This window comes from Methylotenera sp., from assembly GCF_029946165.1.
Taxonomy (GTDB): domain Bacteria; phylum Pseudomonadota; class Gammaproteobacteria; order Burkholderiales; family Methylophilaceae; genus Methylotenera.
Genome location: NZ_JAQSDZ010000005.1, coordinates 281,128 through 298,754 on the forward strand (window position 1 = coordinate 281,128; position 17,627 = coordinate 298,754).

Consider the following 17,627-nt stretch of genomic DNA (forward strand, 5'->3'; position numbering starts at 1 on the left):
TTTAAGTGATTAATAGTTAAACCTGCATATTCATAATGTCATGGTAAGCTGAGACTAGCTTATTGCGAACTTGCACCGTTGCTTGAAACGAAATGTTGGCCTTTTGCCCAGCAATCATCACATCAGAAAGACTGACGCTATCATCACCCATCGCGAAGCTCTTACCTAATTGTTCTGCTTGAACTTGTATTTTGTTAACTTGATTGAGAGAAGCTTTTAGCGCATCAGCGAAGTTAACTTTAGAAGTGCTTGGGCTTGCTCCTTGCATTCCTGAAAGACCAGCCGCAGAAGCTAATCCAGATGCCGCATCGGCATGCGGGCGCTGTGCAGCCGTTTTTAACTGCGCAAGCATAGATTCTATTCTACTTGCATCAATTCCACCTGTTTTCATGGTTTACCTCCCGCTTAAATTCGTATGTGTATTAACAATCTTCTTACTTAAATTAAGATGGTTAATTCATTGCCATTTCTGACAGTTACTAATTTAACACTCTGCGGTAATAGCGAGAGTCTAAATAGGTCGAGGAAAATTGCTCTATTCCTAAATTTGAAAATCCTAGTCATTGGCATAATGGTATCCAATAGCTTATAGAAGTAACTCTTTTATCAATGCTAAACAGAAAAACGCAAAAAGTTAAGTATTTGAAGAACAGTAAATTGGAGAAATACAATGGCGACAGAGAATAGCGCTGCGCTTATTAATCAAGGCGTTAATGAAGGTGGAACTGTTTTGAACTCACAGTTAGGTAACAAGTTAATTTTGGTAGTCGCAGCCGCTGCAGTCATCGCAGTGATGGTGGTATTTTGGCTATGGAGTCAGCAACCAGATTATCGCGTGTTGTTTTCTAACTACTCTGACAAAGATGGTGGTGCAATTGTTGCGGCACTCGAAAAAATGAACGTACCTTACAAGTTCTCTGATAGCGGTACTGCGATTCTTGTCCCAGCCTCACAAGTGCATCAAGCACGTTTAAAATTAGCTACAGATGGATTACCTAAAGGTGGCAACATCGGTTTTGAGATTTTAGAAAATCAAAAATTTGGCGTTTCTCAATTTGTAGAGCAAGTCAATTTCCAACGCGCATTAGAAGGCGAGCTTGAGCGTAGCATTCAATCAATAGGCGCAGTTGAAGTCGCACGAATCCATTTAGCTATTCCTAAAGCCTCAGTATTTGTAAGAGATCAACAGCATCCAACCGCTTCAGTGTTATTGAATTTGCGCGCGGGTCGTAGTTTAGATGCGCAGCAAGTGGGCGCAGTGGTGCATTTGGTTGCAAGTAGTGTACCGAATTTGCCAGCTACCAACGTAACCGTGGTGGATCAAAATGGTAACCTACTCTCCGATACTTCTAAAAAGATGGGCGCTAATAACTTAGACCCAACGCAACTCAAATATATTGACGATATTCAACAAAGCATCACTAAACGCGTTGAATCCATCATCTCACCGATTGTAGGCGCTAAAAATGTACGTGCTGAAGCGAGTGCAGAGATTGATTTCTCCAGCTTAGAGCAAGCAGCAGAAATCTACAAACCTAATCAAAAGCCTGATGATGTTGCAATACGCAGTTTGCAAAGTAATGAATCATTAACCAGCAATGGTGGTTCTGCTACTGGGGTTCCGGGTGCTTTATCCAATCAACCACCAGAAAATGCTACTGCGCCAATTACAACGCCTGATGGAAGTGGATCTGGTGCAACAGCCGCAGGTACTCCTGTGAATAATCAAAAAAATACCACAACTAACTTTGAGGTAGATAAAACCATACGCTATTCACAACAAGGTATGGGTGGTATTAAGCGTTTAAATGTGGCTGTAGTCGTCAACAATATGCCTGTAGTTGGTAAAAATGGCAAAGTGACTTACAGACCACTTACCACTGCAGAGAAAACACAAATCAATGATTTAGCTATGCAGGCCATGGGTTTTAATAAAGAACGCGGTGATGCATTAACAGTGGTAAATAGTTCATTTGCAGGTGAGCCTGAAGAAATTATTCCTGAAGTAGCAATGTGGAAGAATCCAGAAGTTATTGAGTACGGCAAAGATGCATTGCGTTTTATTGTTGGTATTGTGGTGTTGGTGTTAATTTATAAACGTGCCTTAAGTCCAATGTTGCGTAAGTTAACAGCACCAGCGCCAAAATTATTAAATGCACCTAGTGATGAAGATGCTGTAGTGAATTTAAGTGGTGAGCAAGACCAGACTCAAATAGCTGCTGGTGCAAACAGTATTAGTAATTTAGCAGCCGCCAAGCAGCTTGCCAAAGACAACCCAAGAATGGTGGCTAGTGTTGTAGCTAATTGGACAAGTGGAAATGAGTAGCGAAAATGAGTGATGCAGGTGTGGTGAGAAGCGCAATCTTAATGCTTGCGCTAGGTGAAGATGAAGCTGCGGAAGTGATGAAGTTTCTTAGCCCTAAAGAAGTGCAGAAGCTTGGTACGGCTATGTCAACATTGAAATCTGTTGGCCGTGAGCAAGTAGAAACCACTGTTGCAGCTTTTATGACTGAGGTAGAGCAAAGTAGTGATTTTGGCTTAGATTCCGATGAGTATATTCGTTCAGTGCTGAATAAAGCCTTAGGTGAGGACAAAGCTTCAGGATTGTTAAATCGTATTTTGCAATCTCGCGATGCAAGTGGTATTGAAAGCCTCAAGTGGATGGATGCGCCTACCGTGGCGGAGTTTATTAAGAATGAGCACCCACAGATTATTGCCACCATACTTGTGCACTTAGATGCAGATCAAGCTTCTGACATTATTGGTCACTTCGCAGAGCGCTTACGCCAAGACGTCATGCTACGGATTGCAACGCTTGATGGCGTAAAGCCTATTGCTTTACGTGAGTTGAATGACGTGATGACTAAGTTGCTAACAGGTAATGAGAACCTTAAAAAACAAACAATGGGTGGTATTAAAGTGGCCGCCGAAATTATGAATTTTATGAGCGGCGACAATGAAGCCATCATTATGGAAGGCCTTAAAAATTACGATGATGACATGGCACAACGGATTATGGATGAGATGTTTGTGTTCGATAATATTATCGATATTGATGACAAGGGCATTCAAGTCATGTTGAGAGAAGTGCAATCTGAAACACTGATCATTGCACTTAAAGGTACCACTGAAGAAATGCGCGAGAAAATATTCAAAAATATGTCTTCTCGTGCTGCAGAAATGATGAAAGAAGATTTAGAATCTAAAGGGCCTGTGAAACTTTCAGAGGTTGAAGCGCAGCAAAAACAAATCTTGCAAATTGTGCGCAGGTTGTCCGATGAAGGTCAGATTCAACTCGCTGGTAAAGGCGGAGATGATCAATATGTCTAAAGGCAGTATTTTTAACTGCGATTATTCTAATTTTATTATGCAGTATGCATAGGAGTGCTATGAATATTCCCAAAGAACAGCAAACTGCCTATGAACGTTGGGAGATGTCTTCTTTTTCTGATGGTAATTCCAGTATTAGTACTAGTAAGCCTAAGAAAAAAGAAGACACTGTCGCTTCAGAAAAAATCACACAAATCTTTGAAGTCGCACGCAAAGAGGCTTACACCAAAGGCATGCAAGAAGGTTTTGCAGTAGGCATGGAAAAAGCACGTGAATATGCTCAAGAAGAAAAAAATAACTTTTTAAAGTTGATGAACTCTTTCAGTGATGCCTTGGAAAAATCTGATGAGCAAATTGCGGATGATGCACTGTCATTAGCATTGGAAATAGCAAAAGCCATGTTGAAAGTTAAACTTAATATTGACCCTACAGTAGTGCTACCTGTTGTTATGGATGCGATTCATTATTTGCCTTATGTGCAAAAGCCAGCAAGAATATTAGTCCATCATGATGATGCGCAAATGTTGCGTGAATATCTTGCTGAAGAAATTGCCAGCCAGCATTGGCAGATACAAGAAGATATTAATGTTGAGCGTGGTGGTTGCATTGTAGAAACAGGCGCTAATCAAATTGATGCAAGTAATGAAGTGCGCTGGAAACGTATTAGTGATGCTTTATCACAAAAAAGTGACTGGTTGCTAGCATGAACTCCGCAGAACTCGATTCGCAGGTGTTAGTTCAGCAGACTCCTGGGTCGAATAACGACCTAGCTGAGGTTGAGCAATTAAGCGAAACTGTTCCTCAATCAATTAAGCCAAAAGTTGACATGCAAAATATACATAGTCAACGCTGGCATGATCATATTCGTGATTGCAAAGAAATTTTGCGTATTGTCGAGCCCTTAGAAATTGCTGGGCGTATTACTAAGTTAACGGGCTTAGTTATGGAAGCAGCTGGCATTAAATTACCAATTGGCAGTGCTTGTTATGTGCCACTTGCTGAAGGTAGGCGTGTAGAGGCAGAAGTGGTGGGTTTTGACGGCGAGCGTATGTTATTAATGCCACAAAGTAGTGTAGACGGTGTAATGCCAGGCGCAAAAGTTTTCGCCTTAGAAGTTGCAGAAGCTTTGCCTAAACCTCACCACAGTAACCCGCCTCGCCGACGCGTAACAGACCGTGCACGTCATCTTCCTGTTGGCAATGAGTTGTTAGGACGTGTGGTAGATGGCGCAGGCAATCCTTTAGATGCCCTTGGGAAAATATCCGCTGCTCAAAGCTCACCGCTTAATGCACGTCCTATGAATCCATTAATGCGAGCACCCATTGAAGAGATTTTAGATGTAGGCGTGCGCGCAATTAACAGCATGCTCACTGTGGGACGTGGTCAACGAATGGGTTTGTTTGCGGGTTCTGGTGTTGGTAAAAGTGTGTTACTAGGCATGATGGCGCGCTATACCACTGCTGATGTGATTGTGGTGGGTTTAATCGGAGAGCGGGGACGTGAAGTCCAGGAGTTTATTGAACAAATATTAGGCCCCGTTGGTTTAGCTCGCTCGGTAGTAGTAGCCGCACCAGCCGATGCGCCAGCTTTAATGCGTCTTCAAGGGGCAAACTATGCAACCACCATCGCTGAAAATTTTCGCGATCAAGGTAAAAACGTATTGTTGATTATGGACTCATTAACCCGTTATGCCATGGCGCAACGTGAAATTGCATTAGCGATAGGCGAACCACCAGCGACTAAAGGTTATCCACCGTCAGTATTCGCTAAATTACCTGCATTGGTTGAGCGTACAGGTAATGGTAAACGTGGTGAGGGTTCAATTACAGCTTTCTATACGGTGCTAACAGAAGGTGATGATCAACAAGACCCAATTGCCGATGCAGCGCGTGCCATTTTAGATGGGCATATTGTATTAAGCCGTAGCTTGGCTGAAAGCGGACATTATCCAGCGATTGACGTAGAACAGTCTATCAGCCGAGCAATGCACAATATTACTAGCCCAGAACACCAAAAGCTTGCACGTAAATTAAAGCAGCTTAACTCGCGCTATATGCGTAGTGTTGATTTAATTAACGTAGGGGCTTATGAGGCAGGGAGCGACGCCATACTAGATCAGGCGATTGCTAGGCATGAAAAGATAGATGCATTTTTGCAGCAAGGAATTTCTGAGAGATCAGGGGTTGAAGAGAGTGTTGGCCAGCTAGCGTATGTTTTAGATGGTTTGTAAATTAAACGTAAACATAGATTGAGAAAGTATGGCAACGCAATCAAGCAATGTATTAACAATGTTACAAGACCTAGCCTCAAAAGAGGTGGATGAGGCTGCATTGGCTTTGGCTAAGGCAATGAAACTGGCTCATGAGGCGCTCGTTAAGCAAGAAATGCTAAATGAATATAGGCTAGATTATGTGAGAAATCTGAATAAGCTTTTAGAGACTGGGATGGGCGCTGAGTCTTATCAAAATTTTCAGAATTTTTTTGGTAAGTTAGATCAAGCAATCGCTGGGCAGCAACAAGTGGTTGAGATGGCGAATCAGCAAGTAAAAGTTCACAAGCAATTATGGCAAGAAAGTCAGCGTAAAAAACTTTCTTATGAAGTGCTAACAAATCGATCTGAAAAACGCATGCTTAAAGTAGAGCAAAAAAAAGACCAGAAGCTTATGGATGAGTTTGCGATGCGTATTACTAGAACTAAGCATCAGTAACTTAACCATCATTAACTAATTATTATTTTATTAATTGAAGAATTAATTGAAACTTAGGCTAACAATAAACGACTTTAGTTTTAGGGATTAAATAACATGAAGAATTTATCATTACAAATGACCGAGACATCATTAAAAAAACCATTAGATGCAGTTAACAAAAACACTCCAGTATCTAGCGCATCTAATACTGAAAATAACGCTTCATTCCAAATGATGTTAAACAAGCAAGTGCAAGCCAAACATGCTTCAGCCAGAGAAATTGAGAGTAAACAAAACCAAACGAAACAAACTCAAAAAAATGCTCAAAATGGAAGCGCTTTACCACAAGTGAAGACTGCGACCAATCATACCAAAGCTATCAAGGATGCGGAAAAAGTTGACCCCATGCAACTGGCCTCTAAAGAAATAATGGCGCTTGATACAAAGTCTGCCTTACTCAAAGGGGGTGATGAATCTCAAGTTGAAAATGATGGTGCAATTCTGAAGGATGTCAATTTATCAGATAAAACGCCCATCACAGATATCTCTGGCCTGCAGATGTTTTCCTCTATGATGTCTGAAGTTAAACAGACAGCATTAGCAAAAACTGCGGTAGCGGGGAATGGCTCGGAAATGACTGCCGATAAACAACTCAGTTTAGGCGCCGAAAAAGGCTCTATATTAAAAGATTCGGTGTTAAGCAATGCCTTGTCTCAAGGTAAAAATAGCGCTGATGCTAAAGATTTAGCCGTTATTGATGATAAACAGTCTGGTCGTGAGTGGATAGATACTGTGTTGCCAAATGCTAAGTCTGCAAATGGTGATGATGCTGCTAAATTGATGCTAAAGGCTGAAAAAGACTCCTTAAATAAAGAAATGGCGATGCCTGCTAACTACCAAACAACCAGTCTACCAAGCATTCAAGCTAAAGCCGCAGAAGCCATGCAGCAGTTAGGCAGTAGCAATACCCTCAATGTCTATCCAGGAAAAGCAGGTTGGGATCAAGCCATTAGTCAAAAGGTCGTATGGATGCTAGGTGCTCAAGAGCAATCCGCCACGTTAACACTTAACCCTCCAGACCTAGGGCCATTACAAATCGTGATTCGTGTACACAATGATCAAGCCGATACGACGTTTATTTCGGATAATGCTGAAGTAAGACAGGCGCTGCAAGATGGTATGGATAACCTACGTGGAAAAATGAATGAGTCCGGTATTCAACTGGGTCAGGCAAACGTGAATTCTGGCGGGCAAATGCAACAACAGTTTCAGCAAGCTGCCCAGCAATCAAGAGCAGAAGCATCAGTTAAAGATTCAACTATATCTTCCACTGAACAGGTTAACAGCTCTAATAAAACCTTAGTGCATACCTCCAATGGTTTAGTCGATACCTTTGTATAAGTGAAAGTCAGCATGGTTCTTTTCGATTAATTTTGTAAGCATAAAAAATGCTAGGCATTCATATTTTACAATCACAATCACAATCACAATCTTCAATTTAACACCTTTTTCCCTCTCTTATCTAAGCATGTTACTAAGCTGTTTTTTTCCATAATGTAAGCATCAATAACACCAGTGACTGCCAAACAGGCAGTACAGGTTTAATACATATGGAAAGGCAATAAAATGGCAGCAGATCCCAAACCAAAAGGCGCTGAAGAACCAGCAGAAACAGCGCCAAAATCCAAAAAGAAATTGATTGTTATGATTGCCGTAGCTGTATTGTTGGCTGGTGGCGCTGGCGCAGGTTGGTTTTTAACACACCAAAAGTCAGATCATAAAAAAGAAGTTAAGCATGAAGAGCCAGCGCAGGTGCCAGTATTTGTATCGCTTGATGTCTTTACGGTTAACCTTCAACCTGATCCTGACGATAAATTCTTGCAAACGGAGATTTCATTACAAGTGGCTAATGCTGAACAGGCTGAGCTATTGAAGGCGCAAATGCCCGCAGTTAGAAGCCGTCTATTGATGTTGTTGACTAGCAAAACCGCGTCTGATATTTCAACCTCTGAAGGTAAACAGAAATTGAGTGATGAGATTGTCGCTGAGATTGTTAAGCCATTTTCTAAAAATGCTAAACCTCAAGAAGTGTTAGGTGTCTTTTTTACATCCTTCGTCATTCAATAATGCGTTCGATACTAAGCCATGGCCGATAAATTTTTATCACAAGACGAAGTTGATGCCTTATTAAAAGGTGTCGACGGCGATCAAGACGACGAACAACCTGCTGCAAATGCGGGAGATGTGCGAGATTACAATCTTGCCACGCAAGAGCGCATCGTTCGTGGGCGGATGCCTACGCTTGAGATCATTAATGAGAGATTTGCTCGCTTGGTGCGTATTGAATTGTTTAACTTTTTACGTCGTACCGTGGAAGTATCAGTTGGGCCTGTGCGCATTACTAAATACAGTGATTTTGTGCGTAACTTAGTGGTTCCCACCAATTTAAACCTAATACAAATGAAGCCATTACGTGGCACAGCACTCATGGTGTTCGACCCTACATTGGTGTTTTTGGTGGTTGATAATATGTTTGGCGGCGATGGCCGTTTTCATACACGGGTAGAAGGTCGTGACTTTACTCAGACTGAACAACGCATTATTCAGCGCATTCTCAATATTGTATTTGAAACTTACGCAAAATCATGGGAACCAGTTTACCCCGTTCAATTTGAATATATGCGTTCTGAAATGAATACTCAGTTTGCCAATATCGCTACGCCGAATGAAGTGGTGATCGCAGTTACGTTTAATGTTGAATTAGGCCCAGCTAGTGGCGAGATTCATTTTTGTTTCCCATACTCTATGTTAGAGCCGCTTCGTGACATGCTCAGTTCACCATTGCAAGGTGAGGTGTTAGGCACTGATAAACGTTGGGTAAAACTCATGACTCAACAGGTGCAAGCGGCTGAAGTTGAGATAGTGGCTGACCTTGCCAAAACCAATATGATGATTGGCCAAGTGCTTAATATGAAGGTCGGTGATGTGATACCACTTAATATTGAAGAGTCTATTGAAGCGCAGGTAGATGGTGTACCTGTGATGCTTTGCAAATATGGGATGTTTAATGGTCAATACGCGCTACGTGTAGAAAAATTATTGAGATCCAATTCCACCGAATATATAAAAGGAGAACCTTATGGCGAATGATGCTATAGATGATACTGCCGTTGCGGAAGATGATTGGGGTGCCGCGATGGCAGAACAAAGTACAGCCGAAGCCGCAGATGATTGGGGCGCGGCGATGGCCGAGCAAGAGGCTACAGATGCTTCAGTTTTACAAGCCAAGAATGTTGAGCAAACTCAAGTGTTTACAGAATTTACCGCTAAAAATAAATTACAAGATACGCAAAATGATATTGATTTCATTTTGGATATTCCAGTACAGCTTACTGTTGAACTTGGCCGCACTAAAATTGCGATTAAAAACTTACTACAACTAGCACAAGGTTCAGTGGTTGAGCTTGATGGCATGGCTGGTGAGCCGATGGATGTATTGGTTAATGGCTGCTTGATTGCACAAGGTGAAGTGGTGGTGGTGAATGATAAGTTTGGTATTCGTTTAACGGACATTATTACGCCTGCTGAGCGCATACGTAAAATCAATCGCTAAAAAGTGCTTGCTATGACAAAACATCATAAACATTTCGCTCTGAATATTTTAGCAATACTTAGCTTTGCACCAAGTTTAGCATTTTCTGCAGAAGCGGTTGCTGTATCGCCCACAGGTGGCGTGTTAAAAATGGTGATTGGTCTTGCTGTGGTATTAGCTGTGATGGCGCTGATAACTTGGGTTTTGAAACGTATGGTGCCAGGTGTAGGCAACAAGCAATCAGTGATTCGCATTGTTGGTGGCGTAAGTGTAGGTTCTCGCGAGCGTGTGGTGGTGTTAGAAGTTGCGGGTCGCTGGATTGTGGTTGGCGTCGCTTCAGGACAAGTCAGCAGTCTTGCGAATTTAGAAAGTGGTACTAACAACCTTGCTGAAAGTATGCCGATGGGTGGAAGTATGACCGATTCAGGCAACGATGGCTTTAGTAATACCTTTGCATCATGGTTACTAAAATCAACAGGTAAGATTTTAGAAAAAAAAGATACAGATAGTAAAACAGACAATTCAATTTAAGTTAGCCATGACTACATCATTACTAAAATCTATACTCAATAAAACCGTTGCATTCGCTGCACTGATTTTAGCCAGCATGCTGATATTGCCTGGCATGGCATTCGCTGAAAATGGTATGCCTTTAGTGAATGCATTGCCGGCAGCGGGCGGTGGTCAGAATTACACCTTGAGCTTGCAAACGCTCATTTTACTGACTTCACTTACCTTCTTACCAGCCGCTTTATTAATGATGACAGGTTTTACACGCATCATTATCGTGTTGTCATTGTTGCGCCAAGCCTTAGGCACACAATCTGCACCACCAAATCAGGTGATGGTTGGTTTGGCGCTGTTTCTAACATTTTTCGTTATGAGCCCTGTGCTAGATAAAATTTATGTAGATGCTTATCAACCGCTTTCAGAAAATAAAATCACTATGCAAGAGGCTATGGAGAAGGGCGCAGCTCCACTTAAAGCATTTATGATGAAGCAAACGCGTGAAGGTGATTTGGCACTATTTGTGAATATGGCAAAAATGGAAAAAATTGACACCCCAGATCAAGTACCTTTATTAGTGTTGGTCCCCGCGTTTATGACAAGTGAATTAAAAACTGCGTTTCAAATTGGTTTTGCCATTTTCATTCCATTTTTGATTATTGATATGGTGGTTGCGAGTGTGTTGATGGCGATGGGGATGATGATGGTCTCGCCTGCTATTGTGTCATTACCATTCAAATTGATGTTGTTTGTACTAGTCGATGGTTGGCAATTATTGCTAGGTTCGCTGGTGCAAAGTTTTTACTAACACTCCATCTATTTCTAAGACGATATTTTCTAAAGGAAACCTACAATGACCCCAGAAAGCGTGATGACATTAGGTCGAGATGCAATGGAAATCACTTTGCTAGTTGCCGCGCCTATTCTACTGGTCGTGCTTACAATTGGTCTTTTGGTCAGTATTTTTCAAGCGGCAACCCAAATAAACGAGGCTACTTTATCTTTTATTCCTAAACTGGTCGGCGTATTTGGCACTTTGATGTTTGCAGGTCAATGGATGTTAACTACATTGGTCGATTATATGCATTTAGTCTTTACGAGTATTCCCGCTATGGCTAACTAAGCTATAGTTAACTCGGTAGATTAACAAGCTTAAGCCAACGTAAAGTCGTCAGGTTATACAATGATTTCAATCAGCAGCGATCTTCTACAAACTTGGATTGTGAACCTGCTTTGGCCGTTGACACGAATATTAGGCGTGATAGCGGCAGCACCTATATTTAACCATACAGCCATTCCCAATCAAGTCAAACTTGGCCTAGGCATCATGCTGACTTTAATCATAGTGCCAACTTTGCCAGCGATGCCACAGTTCGAGATATTTTCATTTCAAGGTTTACTGATTCTAGTGCAACAGTTGGTCATTGGCTTGGCCATTGGGTTTAGTATGCGCATGGTTTTTTCTGCGGTTGAGCTAGCAGGGCAATTAATTGGTATGTCGATGGGCCTTGGTTTTGCTAGTTTCTTCGATCCACAAACTCAAGGACAAAGTACGGCAATTAATCAATTTTTGGTGCTACTAGCGATGCTTATTTTCTTAAGTTTAGATGGCCATCTATTAATAATAACAGCCGTAGCTAATAGCTTTGTGACCATGCCAATTGCACTCGGAGGTAGTGGTATCGAGCCCTTAAAAATCGCTATGTGGGGCGAAGCCATATTTAGTGTAGGTTTATTATTAGCATTGCCTGCGGTGGCAGCTTTGTTGATCACTAACATGGCATTGGGCATACTCACAAAAACGGCTCCACAACTCAATTTGTTTGGTATTGGCTTCCCTGTTACATTAAGTCTTGGGCTGGTTGTTATAGCGCTTTCATTACCAGGAATGCTAAAACCGATTGAGAATTTTATAGAGAAAGGTGTTAGCAATATGATGCAGGTAGCAGTGCCCACAAACAAATCAAATTTAAACAACTAATTTAAATTAGCTGTATTCACACGGAAAATGCAGTGATTAATTATTTGTAGTTAATATTGACAGTAGAAAGTTTATAGGAAGATCATGGAAGACGTTACACATGCATATGATGAAGAGCAGTTTATTGTTCAAAATCAAAAAGAAATCATTCAGATATTAAACGAACTGGCTAAGCATCACGAGATGATTAAAATATCATTCAGTCATGACACCTGTCTGACTAATGTGATTTCTGTCGATGCCCATAATAATGTGGTTTATCTTGATATTGGTATTGACGATGCATTTAACAATCGATTATTGGCAAGCCATCATGTGGTTTTTTCTAAAGAAGATGGTGTTAGAATTAAATGGATAAGTGATCAACTCACTTTAGCAACACTGAAAGACGGTAAGGCCATTAAGATTGCTTTGCCTCATAAGTTAATGCGTTTACAACGTAGAGAATTTTTTCGATTAACTACCCCTATTGTTAACCCAGTACCATGCATTATTCCCATTCCAGATGCAGAAAGTCCTGATGCAAATCGAGTGCTTGAGTTAACATTGGTCGATGTTAGTTTAGGTGGCATTGGCGTGATAGTAGCTAATCCGTTAAATGAAGTATTTGTCATTGGTGCTAATTTCGATCAATGTAGAATCAACTTCCCCGAGATAGGGGAGACTAATCTTACGTTACAAGTGCGTAATATCAGGCCAATTACCATGAAAGATGGCACAGTCAAACACAGAGTAGGGCTACAGTTTATATCACCATCACGCGGTAACGAAGGTTTAATCAATCGATATACCTTTAATTTAGAACGCCAAGCGATGGCGCTGGCAAGTAAGTTGTAATGTATTAGAATAGTGTTCAGTAAAAAAATTATACAAAGCGGCTTTTTTTAAAACCTAGCCTATTCTTTTGTAAGGAATAAATAGTCCTTATATAAAACATCGCTTAATCATAAAAAAAGCCCCAATCAATAAAAATGACTGGGGCTTTTGTATAATAATTTGACCTAAATTCCTAGTGTTTCAACCCAAGCCAGTGCGGCAATATGGCATTCATTCACTTTAGAGGCGTCATACTGCAACAATTCGGCGATTTCCAGAATGCGCTTATCGTCAGAGTCTTCGCATGCTTCTGTCAATTGCAAGAAAGGACCATAAATTCCTGTGCGTGTGAGAAGTGCTTCACTGACAGTTTCTGGCAGTTGAATTTTCTCCAGCACTGTTTCCATCGGCATTTTTAGAATGGCGTCTAATAAGGAGAAAACACCAACGATGAATAGATTATCGCGGTCATGTTTCTCAAAGTAGCTTTCACCTAATAGTTCGGTCAGTCGTCCGCGGGTGATAGATGTTTTCATTAAAGCTGGTGGCGTAGAGTTTTCACCCGCCGTCACCATTAATAAGGTTAACCAACGGTAAAGTTGCTTTCTGCCTAGAATAGTTAACGCGTGATTGATGGATTGTATTTCGCATGAAAGCCCAAATCCAACAGAGTTAATATAGCGCAATAGCTTGAATGATAAAGCAGTATCTTTTTTAAACCCTGCTTCAATTTCACTATTTTCACCATCTTTACTGACTGTATTGAGAATATTCAATACACTGTCAAATGAAGCATTAATGACTTTAGAGGTAAATGTCTCAGGGCGTGCAAAATGAAACCCTTGAAATAAACGGAAACCAATTCTTTTACACTCATCAAACTGCGCATCGGTTTCAACTTTTTCAGCAATCATTTTTACTGAAGATCCGTGGAGTTGATTGTAAGCGTTTTGCAATTCTGCAGAACTAAGAAGTTGAATATCTATTTTAATATAATTGGCAAATGGCAATAAGGGAGATTTTTCCGTGTTTAAATTGGGATTATCTAATGCAATTTTAAAGCCTTGTTCGCTTAGACTTTTGCAACGCTCCGTCGTTTCTGCACTGTGTGATACTGTACGTAAAATCTCAAGCACAGTACGTTTTGGTGGCATTAACTCCAAAAACTCGCTGTTAAGCATTTCTTCATTCACGTTTATAAATGCGAGTTTGTCACCTAACAGCCACTGCATATCAATGCCTCCTATGGTGTTCATTAGCACGCTGGAATAGGCTTTAAATTCATCTTCAAATATGGCGCTATCTGCCTCTGCACTATGCCTAAAGAAAAGCTCATAGCCAATGATTTGTTGCTTCTCATCCATAATGGGCTGACGCCCGATAAATGCTTGATCTTCCATATCTTCGACTCTCAAATTCAAACTATTAAACAATGTTCTAACTTAGGTAAATAAATAACTAATTCTTATACAAATTTTACCTCAAAACTGAGGTGGATTACTAAGTTTCTAAAGCATTTCACTACTTTCTCTGCGCTTTTCAAGGGCTATCAAATTCAAAATAAATGTTATCCTACTTGCACCTTAAAACATTACCTCCATTAGAATAAAACAATCATTACGATGGCTAGCTCCGATCTCCCAAAAACAGGCTTGCACCCGCGAAATAATCATCGAGGCCGATACGATTTCGATCAGCTAATTCAAATCAATGCTACATTAGCGCCGTTTGTTAAATTAAATGAATATGGCGAAGCTTCCATTGATTTTTCTAACGCACAAGCCGTTAAGGCATTGAATCAGGCGCTACTCAAGCAATTTTATGCAGTTGCTACTTGGGATATTCCCAAGCAATACCTTTGTCCACCTATCCCTGGGAGAGCAGATTATCTGCACTACATGGCAGATTTACTTAGCTCGGTGAATGGCGGGGTCATACCCCAAGGTGAATTTATAAGGGGTTTAGATATTGGCGTAGGTGCAAATGCCATTTACCCGCTGATTGGTAATTACGAATACGGCTGGCATTTTGTAGGGGCAGATATTGATGGTAATGCCTTAAAAAATGCACAGCATATTGTCGATGCGAATATGCTGTCGAGCATGATTGAGTTGCGCCTGCAAACTTCACCTAAGACTATTTTTAAAGGCATTATTAAGCAGGGCGAAGGCTTAAGTGAAACCTTTGATTTTACAATGTGCAATCCACCTTTTCACGCCTCATTAGCTGATGCGCAAGCAGGTACACAGCGCAAATGGCGCGGCTTAGGTAAAGCAAAGAAGAACCCCCAATGTTCATTGCTGAATTTTGGAGGTCAAGCCACTGAATTATATTGTGAAGGTGGCGAAGAGGCTTTTGTCACTGGCATGATTAATGAAAGCAAACAGTTTGCAACGCAATGCCTTTGGTTTAGTACGCTCATCTCAAAAGCAGCAAACTTGCCTAGTGTTTACCGTGCGCTTAAAAATGCAAATGCTTTAGAAGTGAAAACCATAGAAATGACGCAAGGGCAAAAACAAAGCCGTATTGTTGCTTGGACATTTTTGAATGCTAAGCAGCAACGAGCTTGGTATTCTTCTTAGGTTAATCAAGCCCCAGCATTGCTATTAGCTTCCTTAATTAAGTACCTCATTTTTAAGGAGGTCATTTTTTTAGATGAATTGACGCGTATTAATTCATCGTCGCATGACAAATTCAGCCCCCGTACTTTTAACAGCAGAAGCCCAGTGAGAGGGTGTAGTTTTCAAGCATGTATTAAGAACGTATGCCTTCAGTGCCGTAGATAAAGTGATCCTCAAATAATGATCGTTTCCAGCCGCCAAAGCTATCAAAAGTAATTGGTACAGGAGTCGCGACATTCACGCCGATTATCCCCGCTTGAACACGGGCAGTGAATTCACGCGCAACTTCGCCATCACGCGTGAAAAAGGCTGTGCCATTATCAAATTCGTGGTCGTTGACTAGTTTTAGTGCTTCTTCAAATGTTTCCGCACGTACTACACATAATACAGGGCCAAAAATTTCCTCTTTAATGGGATAATGTGCCTATGGAGGTTTCTTCGGAACATTGAGGACTGAATGTTTACATCCTTACAAAATTTAAAACTAGAGATAAAGCTAAGCGCCTGACGTTTGAATATATATTGAGGTGTTTTACAACGCATTTGCAGACATGCAAAAATTAGGAATAAAATTCCGACTGATTTGCCAAAACTTACATACAAAATACAGAGAAAATTGCTACATAATTATCAAACTTGCCCTGCTAAGAAATCGGGTCAAACTTACTTTGAAGTTGCTTTAATATTGGCTAGGGATTTTAAATGAGACGTAAGCTAGTGGTTGCAAACCGAAAAATGAACGGCTCTTTATCCAGCAACAAAGCTTTTTTAGAGGGCTTGTTAATAGGCACTCAAGATTTTCCAAATGCAGATTACTCGGTCTGTATGCCGCATCCGTATTTGTTTCAAGCTGAAGCTATATTAAAGAATAGCCCAATTACTTGGGGCGGACAGAATATGAGTCGCTATGAATCTGGTGCTTATACGGGCTCGGTTTCGCCTGGCATGATAAAAGAGTTTGGCTGCGAATATGTCATTATCGGCCATTCTGAGCGTCGTCAGCGAGGTCACGATACCGACCACGCGATAGGCGAGCGGTTTGAAGTGGCAATAAAAGCAGGCTTGAAGCCTATTTTCTGCATGGGCGAAACCTTAGAAGAATATGAAGACGGCATTACCGATGTGGTGACGATACGGCAACTTAATGCGGTAATTGAAGAGATTGGTGTCAAAGGTTTAGCTGGTGGAGTACTCGCTTATGAGCCTGTATGGGCAATTGGCACTGGGAAAGCCGCTTCGCCAGAGCATGCGCAAAATATTCTAAGTTTTTTACGTGGGCATATCGAGTTATTAGATGCTGATATAGCTGAAAATATTCGCATTCTGTATGGTGGAAGCGTGAAAGCCGATAATGCCGCCAAGCTTTTCTCAATGCCTGATATCGATGGTGGTTTGGTGGGCGGCGCCTCGCTTAATACCGATGAGTTTGTTGCTATATGCCAAGCTGCCAGCAATGTTTATGAGAGTTAATACTTAGGGTTTAATCATCATAGTTTTTTAAGCATTTTGTTGGCGAGTTGGCTTTCTTATAGCTTTATCTTTCTATTAAGTTAATCTTTGTTTTCCAGTAACGGCAAAGCTAAGCCTTCTTTAACTTCTTCCATCACAATATAACTTCTAGACTCTTGTGCGCCCGGCAGCGTGAGTAATATGTCGCCTAGTAAGGTTCGGTAATCTGCCATTTGCGCGATTCGTGCTTTGATTAAATAATCAAAATCACCAGACACTAAGTGGCATTCCAGCACGCTGGGCAGCTTGAGAATTTCTTGTTTGAACTTGCCGAATATGGCGCCAGACTTTGTTGAAAGTTTTAGTTCAACAAAGACTAATAAACCCAAACCTAGTGAGTGCGGGTCGAGGCGGGCGTGATAACCTAAAATCACACCTTCTTTTTCTAAAGTCTTAACTCGCTCTCCGCATGGTGTCACCGAAAGCCCAACGCGTTCGGCAAGTTCTGTAATAGGAATGCGGGCACTTTCTTGCAACACGGATAGAATTTTTAAGTCTATACGGTCAAGCTCACGAACAGCATGGGTACGAATTCTCATGATGCAATCCTTAATTAATTCAGGTAAAAACTATCATAAGTC

The 17,627-nt window shown here is 41.1% G+C and carries 20 protein-coding genes; 16 read left to right on the top strand and 4 right to left on the bottom strand.

Features of this window, described 5'->3' with window-relative positions:
- Positions 1-16: 16 nt before the first annotated feature.
- The gene (gene fliE, locus PSV17_RS03615; protein ID WP_300479786.1) at positions 17-391 is read right to left on the bottom strand and encodes a flagellar hook-basal body complex protein FliE; all 375 of its coding nucleotides are present in this window, start codon (positions 389-391) and stop codon (positions 17-19) included.
- 279 nt (positions 392-670) lie between these two features.
- Here fliE and fliF point away from each other — a divergent pair, with 279 nt between their 5' ends.
- From fliF to PSV17_RS03685, 14 genes are all read left to right on the top strand, one after another.
- Entirely contained in the window at positions 671-2,326 is a 1,656-nt protein-coding gene (gene fliF, locus PSV17_RS03620; RefSeq protein WP_300479789.1) for a flagellar basal-body MS-ring/collar protein FliF, read from the top strand.
- Between the two features lie 5 nt (positions 2,327-2,331).
- Complete coding sequence (gene fliG / locus PSV17_RS03625) at positions 2,332-3,330, top strand: flagellar motor switch protein FliG (protein ID WP_300479791.1); 999 nt, start codon at positions 2,332-2,334, stop codon at positions 3,328-3,330.
- Between the two features lie 59 nt (positions 3,331-3,389).
- The gene (locus PSV17_RS03630; RefSeq protein ID WP_300479793.1) at positions 3,390-4,037 is read left to right on the top strand and encodes a FliH/SctL family protein; all 648 of its coding nucleotides are present in this window, start codon (positions 3,390-3,392) and stop codon (positions 4,035-4,037) included.
- Between the two features lie 119 nt (positions 4,038-4,156).
- Positions 4,157-5,560 carry a flagellar protein export ATPase FliI gene (gene fliI, locus PSV17_RS03635; protein WP_300479974.1) on the top strand — a complete coding sequence of 468 codons (1,404 nt, stop codon included), beginning with the start codon at positions 4,157-4,159 and terminating at the stop codon, positions 5,558-5,560.
- A 28-nt stretch (positions 5,561-5,588) separates the two neighbouring features.
- Positions 5,589-6,038: a flagellar export protein FliJ gene (fliJ, locus tag PSV17_RS03640; protein ID WP_300479795.1), complete on the top strand. Its 450-nt coding sequence runs from the start codon at positions 5,589-5,591 to the stop codon at positions 6,036-6,038.
- Positions 6,039-6,134: 96 nt separating this feature from the next.
- Positions 6,135-7,421: a flagellar hook-length control protein FliK gene (locus tag PSV17_RS03645; protein ID WP_300479797.1), complete on the top strand. Its 1,287-nt coding sequence runs from the start codon at positions 6,135-6,137 to the stop codon at positions 7,419-7,421.
- A 225-nt stretch (positions 7,422-7,646) separates the two neighbouring features.
- Positions 7,647-8,147: a flagellar basal body-associated protein FliL gene (fliL, locus tag PSV17_RS03650; RefSeq protein WP_300479799.1), complete on the top strand. Its 501-nt coding sequence runs from the start codon at positions 7,647-7,649 to the stop codon at positions 8,145-8,147.
- A gap of 18 nt (positions 8,148-8,165) precedes the next feature.
- Positions 8,166-9,170: a flagellar motor switch protein FliM gene (gene fliM / locus PSV17_RS03655; protein ID WP_300479801.1), complete on the top strand. Its 1,005-nt coding sequence runs from the start codon at positions 8,166-8,168 to the stop codon at positions 9,168-9,170.
- The gene (gene fliN, locus PSV17_RS03660; protein WP_300479803.1) at positions 9,160-9,633 is read left to right on the top strand and encodes a flagellar motor switch protein FliN; all 474 of its coding nucleotides are present in this window, start codon (positions 9,160-9,162) and stop codon (positions 9,631-9,633) included. Before fliM ends, fliN begins: the two co-directional genes overlap by 11 nt.
- A gap of 12 nt (positions 9,634-9,645) precedes the next feature.
- The gene (fliO, locus tag PSV17_RS03665) at positions 9,646-10,143 is read left to right on the top strand and encodes a flagellar biosynthetic protein FliO (RefSeq protein ID WP_300479804.1); all 498 of its coding nucleotides are present in this window, start codon (positions 9,646-9,648) and stop codon (positions 10,141-10,143) included.
- 76 nt (positions 10,144-10,219) lie between these two features.
- Complete coding sequence (fliP, locus tag PSV17_RS03670; RefSeq protein WP_300479975.1) at positions 10,220-10,927, top strand: flagellar type III secretion system pore protein FliP; 708 nt, start codon at positions 10,220-10,222, stop codon at positions 10,925-10,927.
- Between the two features lie 45 nt (positions 10,928-10,972).
- Entirely contained in the window at positions 10,973-11,242 is a 270-nt protein-coding gene (gene fliQ, locus PSV17_RS03675; protein ID WP_300479805.1) for a flagellar biosynthesis protein FliQ, read from the top strand.
- Between the two features lie 60 nt (positions 11,243-11,302).
- Positions 11,303-12,100 (top strand): flagellar biosynthetic protein FliR, encoded by a 798-nt coding sequence (fliR, locus tag PSV17_RS03680; protein WP_300479806.1) that lies wholly within the window; start codon positions 11,303-11,305, stop codon positions 12,098-12,100.
- 84 nt (positions 12,101-12,184) lie between these two features.
- Positions 12,185-12,937 carry a flagellar brake protein gene (locus PSV17_RS03685; protein ID WP_300479808.1) on the top strand — a complete coding sequence of 251 codons (753 nt, stop codon included), beginning with the start codon at positions 12,185-12,187 and terminating at the stop codon, positions 12,935-12,937.
- A 164-nt stretch (positions 12,938-13,101) separates the two neighbouring features.
- Here the strand turns inward: PSV17_RS03685 and PSV17_RS03690 are convergent, their stop codons facing one another.
- The gene (locus PSV17_RS03690) at positions 13,102-14,316 is read right to left on the bottom strand and encodes an EAL domain-containing protein (protein WP_300479809.1); all 1,215 of its coding nucleotides are present in this window, start codon (positions 14,314-14,316) and stop codon (positions 13,102-13,104) included.
- Between the two features lie 222 nt (positions 14,317-14,538).
- Here PSV17_RS03690 and rlmF point away from each other — a divergent pair, with 222 nt between their 5' ends.
- Complete coding sequence (gene rlmF / locus PSV17_RS03695) at positions 14,539-15,498, top strand: 23S rRNA (adenine(1618)-N(6))-methyltransferase RlmF (RefSeq protein ID WP_300479810.1); 960 nt, start codon at positions 14,539-14,541, stop codon at positions 15,496-15,498.
- Positions 15,499-15,670: 172 nt separating this feature from the next.
- Here the strand turns inward: rlmF and PSV17_RS03700 are convergent, their stop codons facing one another.
- The gene (locus PSV17_RS03700; protein WP_366910327.1) at positions 15,671-15,949 is read right to left on the bottom strand and encodes an aldehyde dehydrogenase family protein; all 279 of its coding nucleotides are present in this window, start codon (positions 15,947-15,949) and stop codon (positions 15,671-15,673) included.
- Positions 15,950-16,239: 290 nt separating this feature from the next.
- Here PSV17_RS03700 and tpiA point away from each other — a divergent pair, with 290 nt between their 5' ends.
- Entirely contained in the window at positions 16,240-17,007 is a 768-nt protein-coding gene (tpiA, locus tag PSV17_RS03705; protein WP_300479812.1) for a triose-phosphate isomerase, read from the top strand.
- Positions 17,008-17,087: 80 nt separating this feature from the next.
- On the opposite strand, the gene PSV17_RS03710 is transcribed toward tpiA, so the two are convergent.
- Positions 17,088-17,585 carry an Lrp/AsnC ligand binding domain-containing protein gene (locus PSV17_RS03710; RefSeq protein ID WP_300479814.1) on the bottom strand — a complete coding sequence of 166 codons (498 nt, stop codon included), beginning with the start codon at positions 17,583-17,585 and terminating at the stop codon, positions 17,088-17,090.
- Positions 17,586-17,627 lie beyond the last annotated feature (42 nt).

Coding starts and splice junctions, on each gene's coding strand:
- fliE (WP_300479786.1), bottom strand. CDS start 391: ATGAAAACAGGTGGAATTGATGCAAGTAGAATAGAATCTATGCTTGCG.
- fliF (WP_300479789.1), top strand. CDS start 671: ATGGCGACAGAGAATAGCGCTGCGCTTATTAATCAAGGCGTTAATGAA.
- fliG (WP_300479791.1), top strand. CDS start 2,332: ATGAGTGATGCAGGTGTGGTGAGAAGCGCAATCTTAATGCTTGCGCTA.
- PSV17_RS03630 (WP_300479793.1), top strand. CDS start 3,390: ATGAATATTCCCAAAGAACAGCAAACTGCCTATGAACGTTGGGAGATG.
- fliI (WP_300479974.1), top strand. CDS start 4,157: ATGCAAAATATACATAGTCAACGCTGGCATGATCATATTCGTGATTGC.
- fliJ (WP_300479795.1), top strand. CDS start 5,589: ATGGCAACGCAATCAAGCAATGTATTAACAATGTTACAAGACCTAGCC.
- PSV17_RS03645 (WP_300479797.1), top strand. CDS start 6,135: ATGAAGAATTTATCATTACAAATGACCGAGACATCATTAAAAAAACCA.
- fliL (WP_300479799.1), top strand. CDS start 7,647: ATGGCAGCAGATCCCAAACCAAAAGGCGCTGAAGAACCAGCAGAAACA.
- fliM (WP_300479801.1), top strand. CDS start 8,166: ATGGCCGATAAATTTTTATCACAAGACGAAGTTGATGCCTTATTAAAA.
- fliN (WP_300479803.1), top strand. CDS start 9,160: ATGGCGAATGATGCTATAGATGATACTGCCGTTGCGGAAGATGATTGG.
- fliO (WP_300479804.1), top strand. CDS start 9,646: ATGACAAAACATCATAAACATTTCGCTCTGAATATTTTAGCAATACTT.
- fliP (WP_300479975.1), top strand. CDS start 10,220: ATGCTGATATTGCCTGGCATGGCATTCGCTGAAAATGGTATGCCTTTA.
- fliQ (WP_300479805.1), top strand. CDS start 10,973: ATGACCCCAGAAAGCGTGATGACATTAGGTCGAGATGCAATGGAAATC.
- fliR (WP_300479806.1), top strand. CDS start 11,303: ATGATTTCAATCAGCAGCGATCTTCTACAAACTTGGATTGTGAACCTG.
- PSV17_RS03685 (WP_300479808.1), top strand. CDS start 12,185: ATGGAAGACGTTACACATGCATATGATGAAGAGCAGTTTATTGTTCAA.
- PSV17_RS03690 (WP_300479809.1), bottom strand. CDS start 14,316: ATGGAAGATCAAGCATTTATCGGGCGTCAGCCCATTATGGATGAGAAG.
- rlmF (WP_300479810.1), top strand. CDS start 14,539: ATGGCTAGCTCCGATCTCCCAAAAACAGGCTTGCACCCGCGAAATAAT.
- tpiA (WP_300479812.1), top strand. CDS start 16,240: ATGAGACGTAAGCTAGTGGTTGCAAACCGAAAAATGAACGGCTCTTTA.
- PSV17_RS03710 (WP_300479814.1), bottom strand. CDS start 17,585: ATGAGAATTCGTACCCATGCTGTTCGTGAGCTTGACCGTATAGACTTA.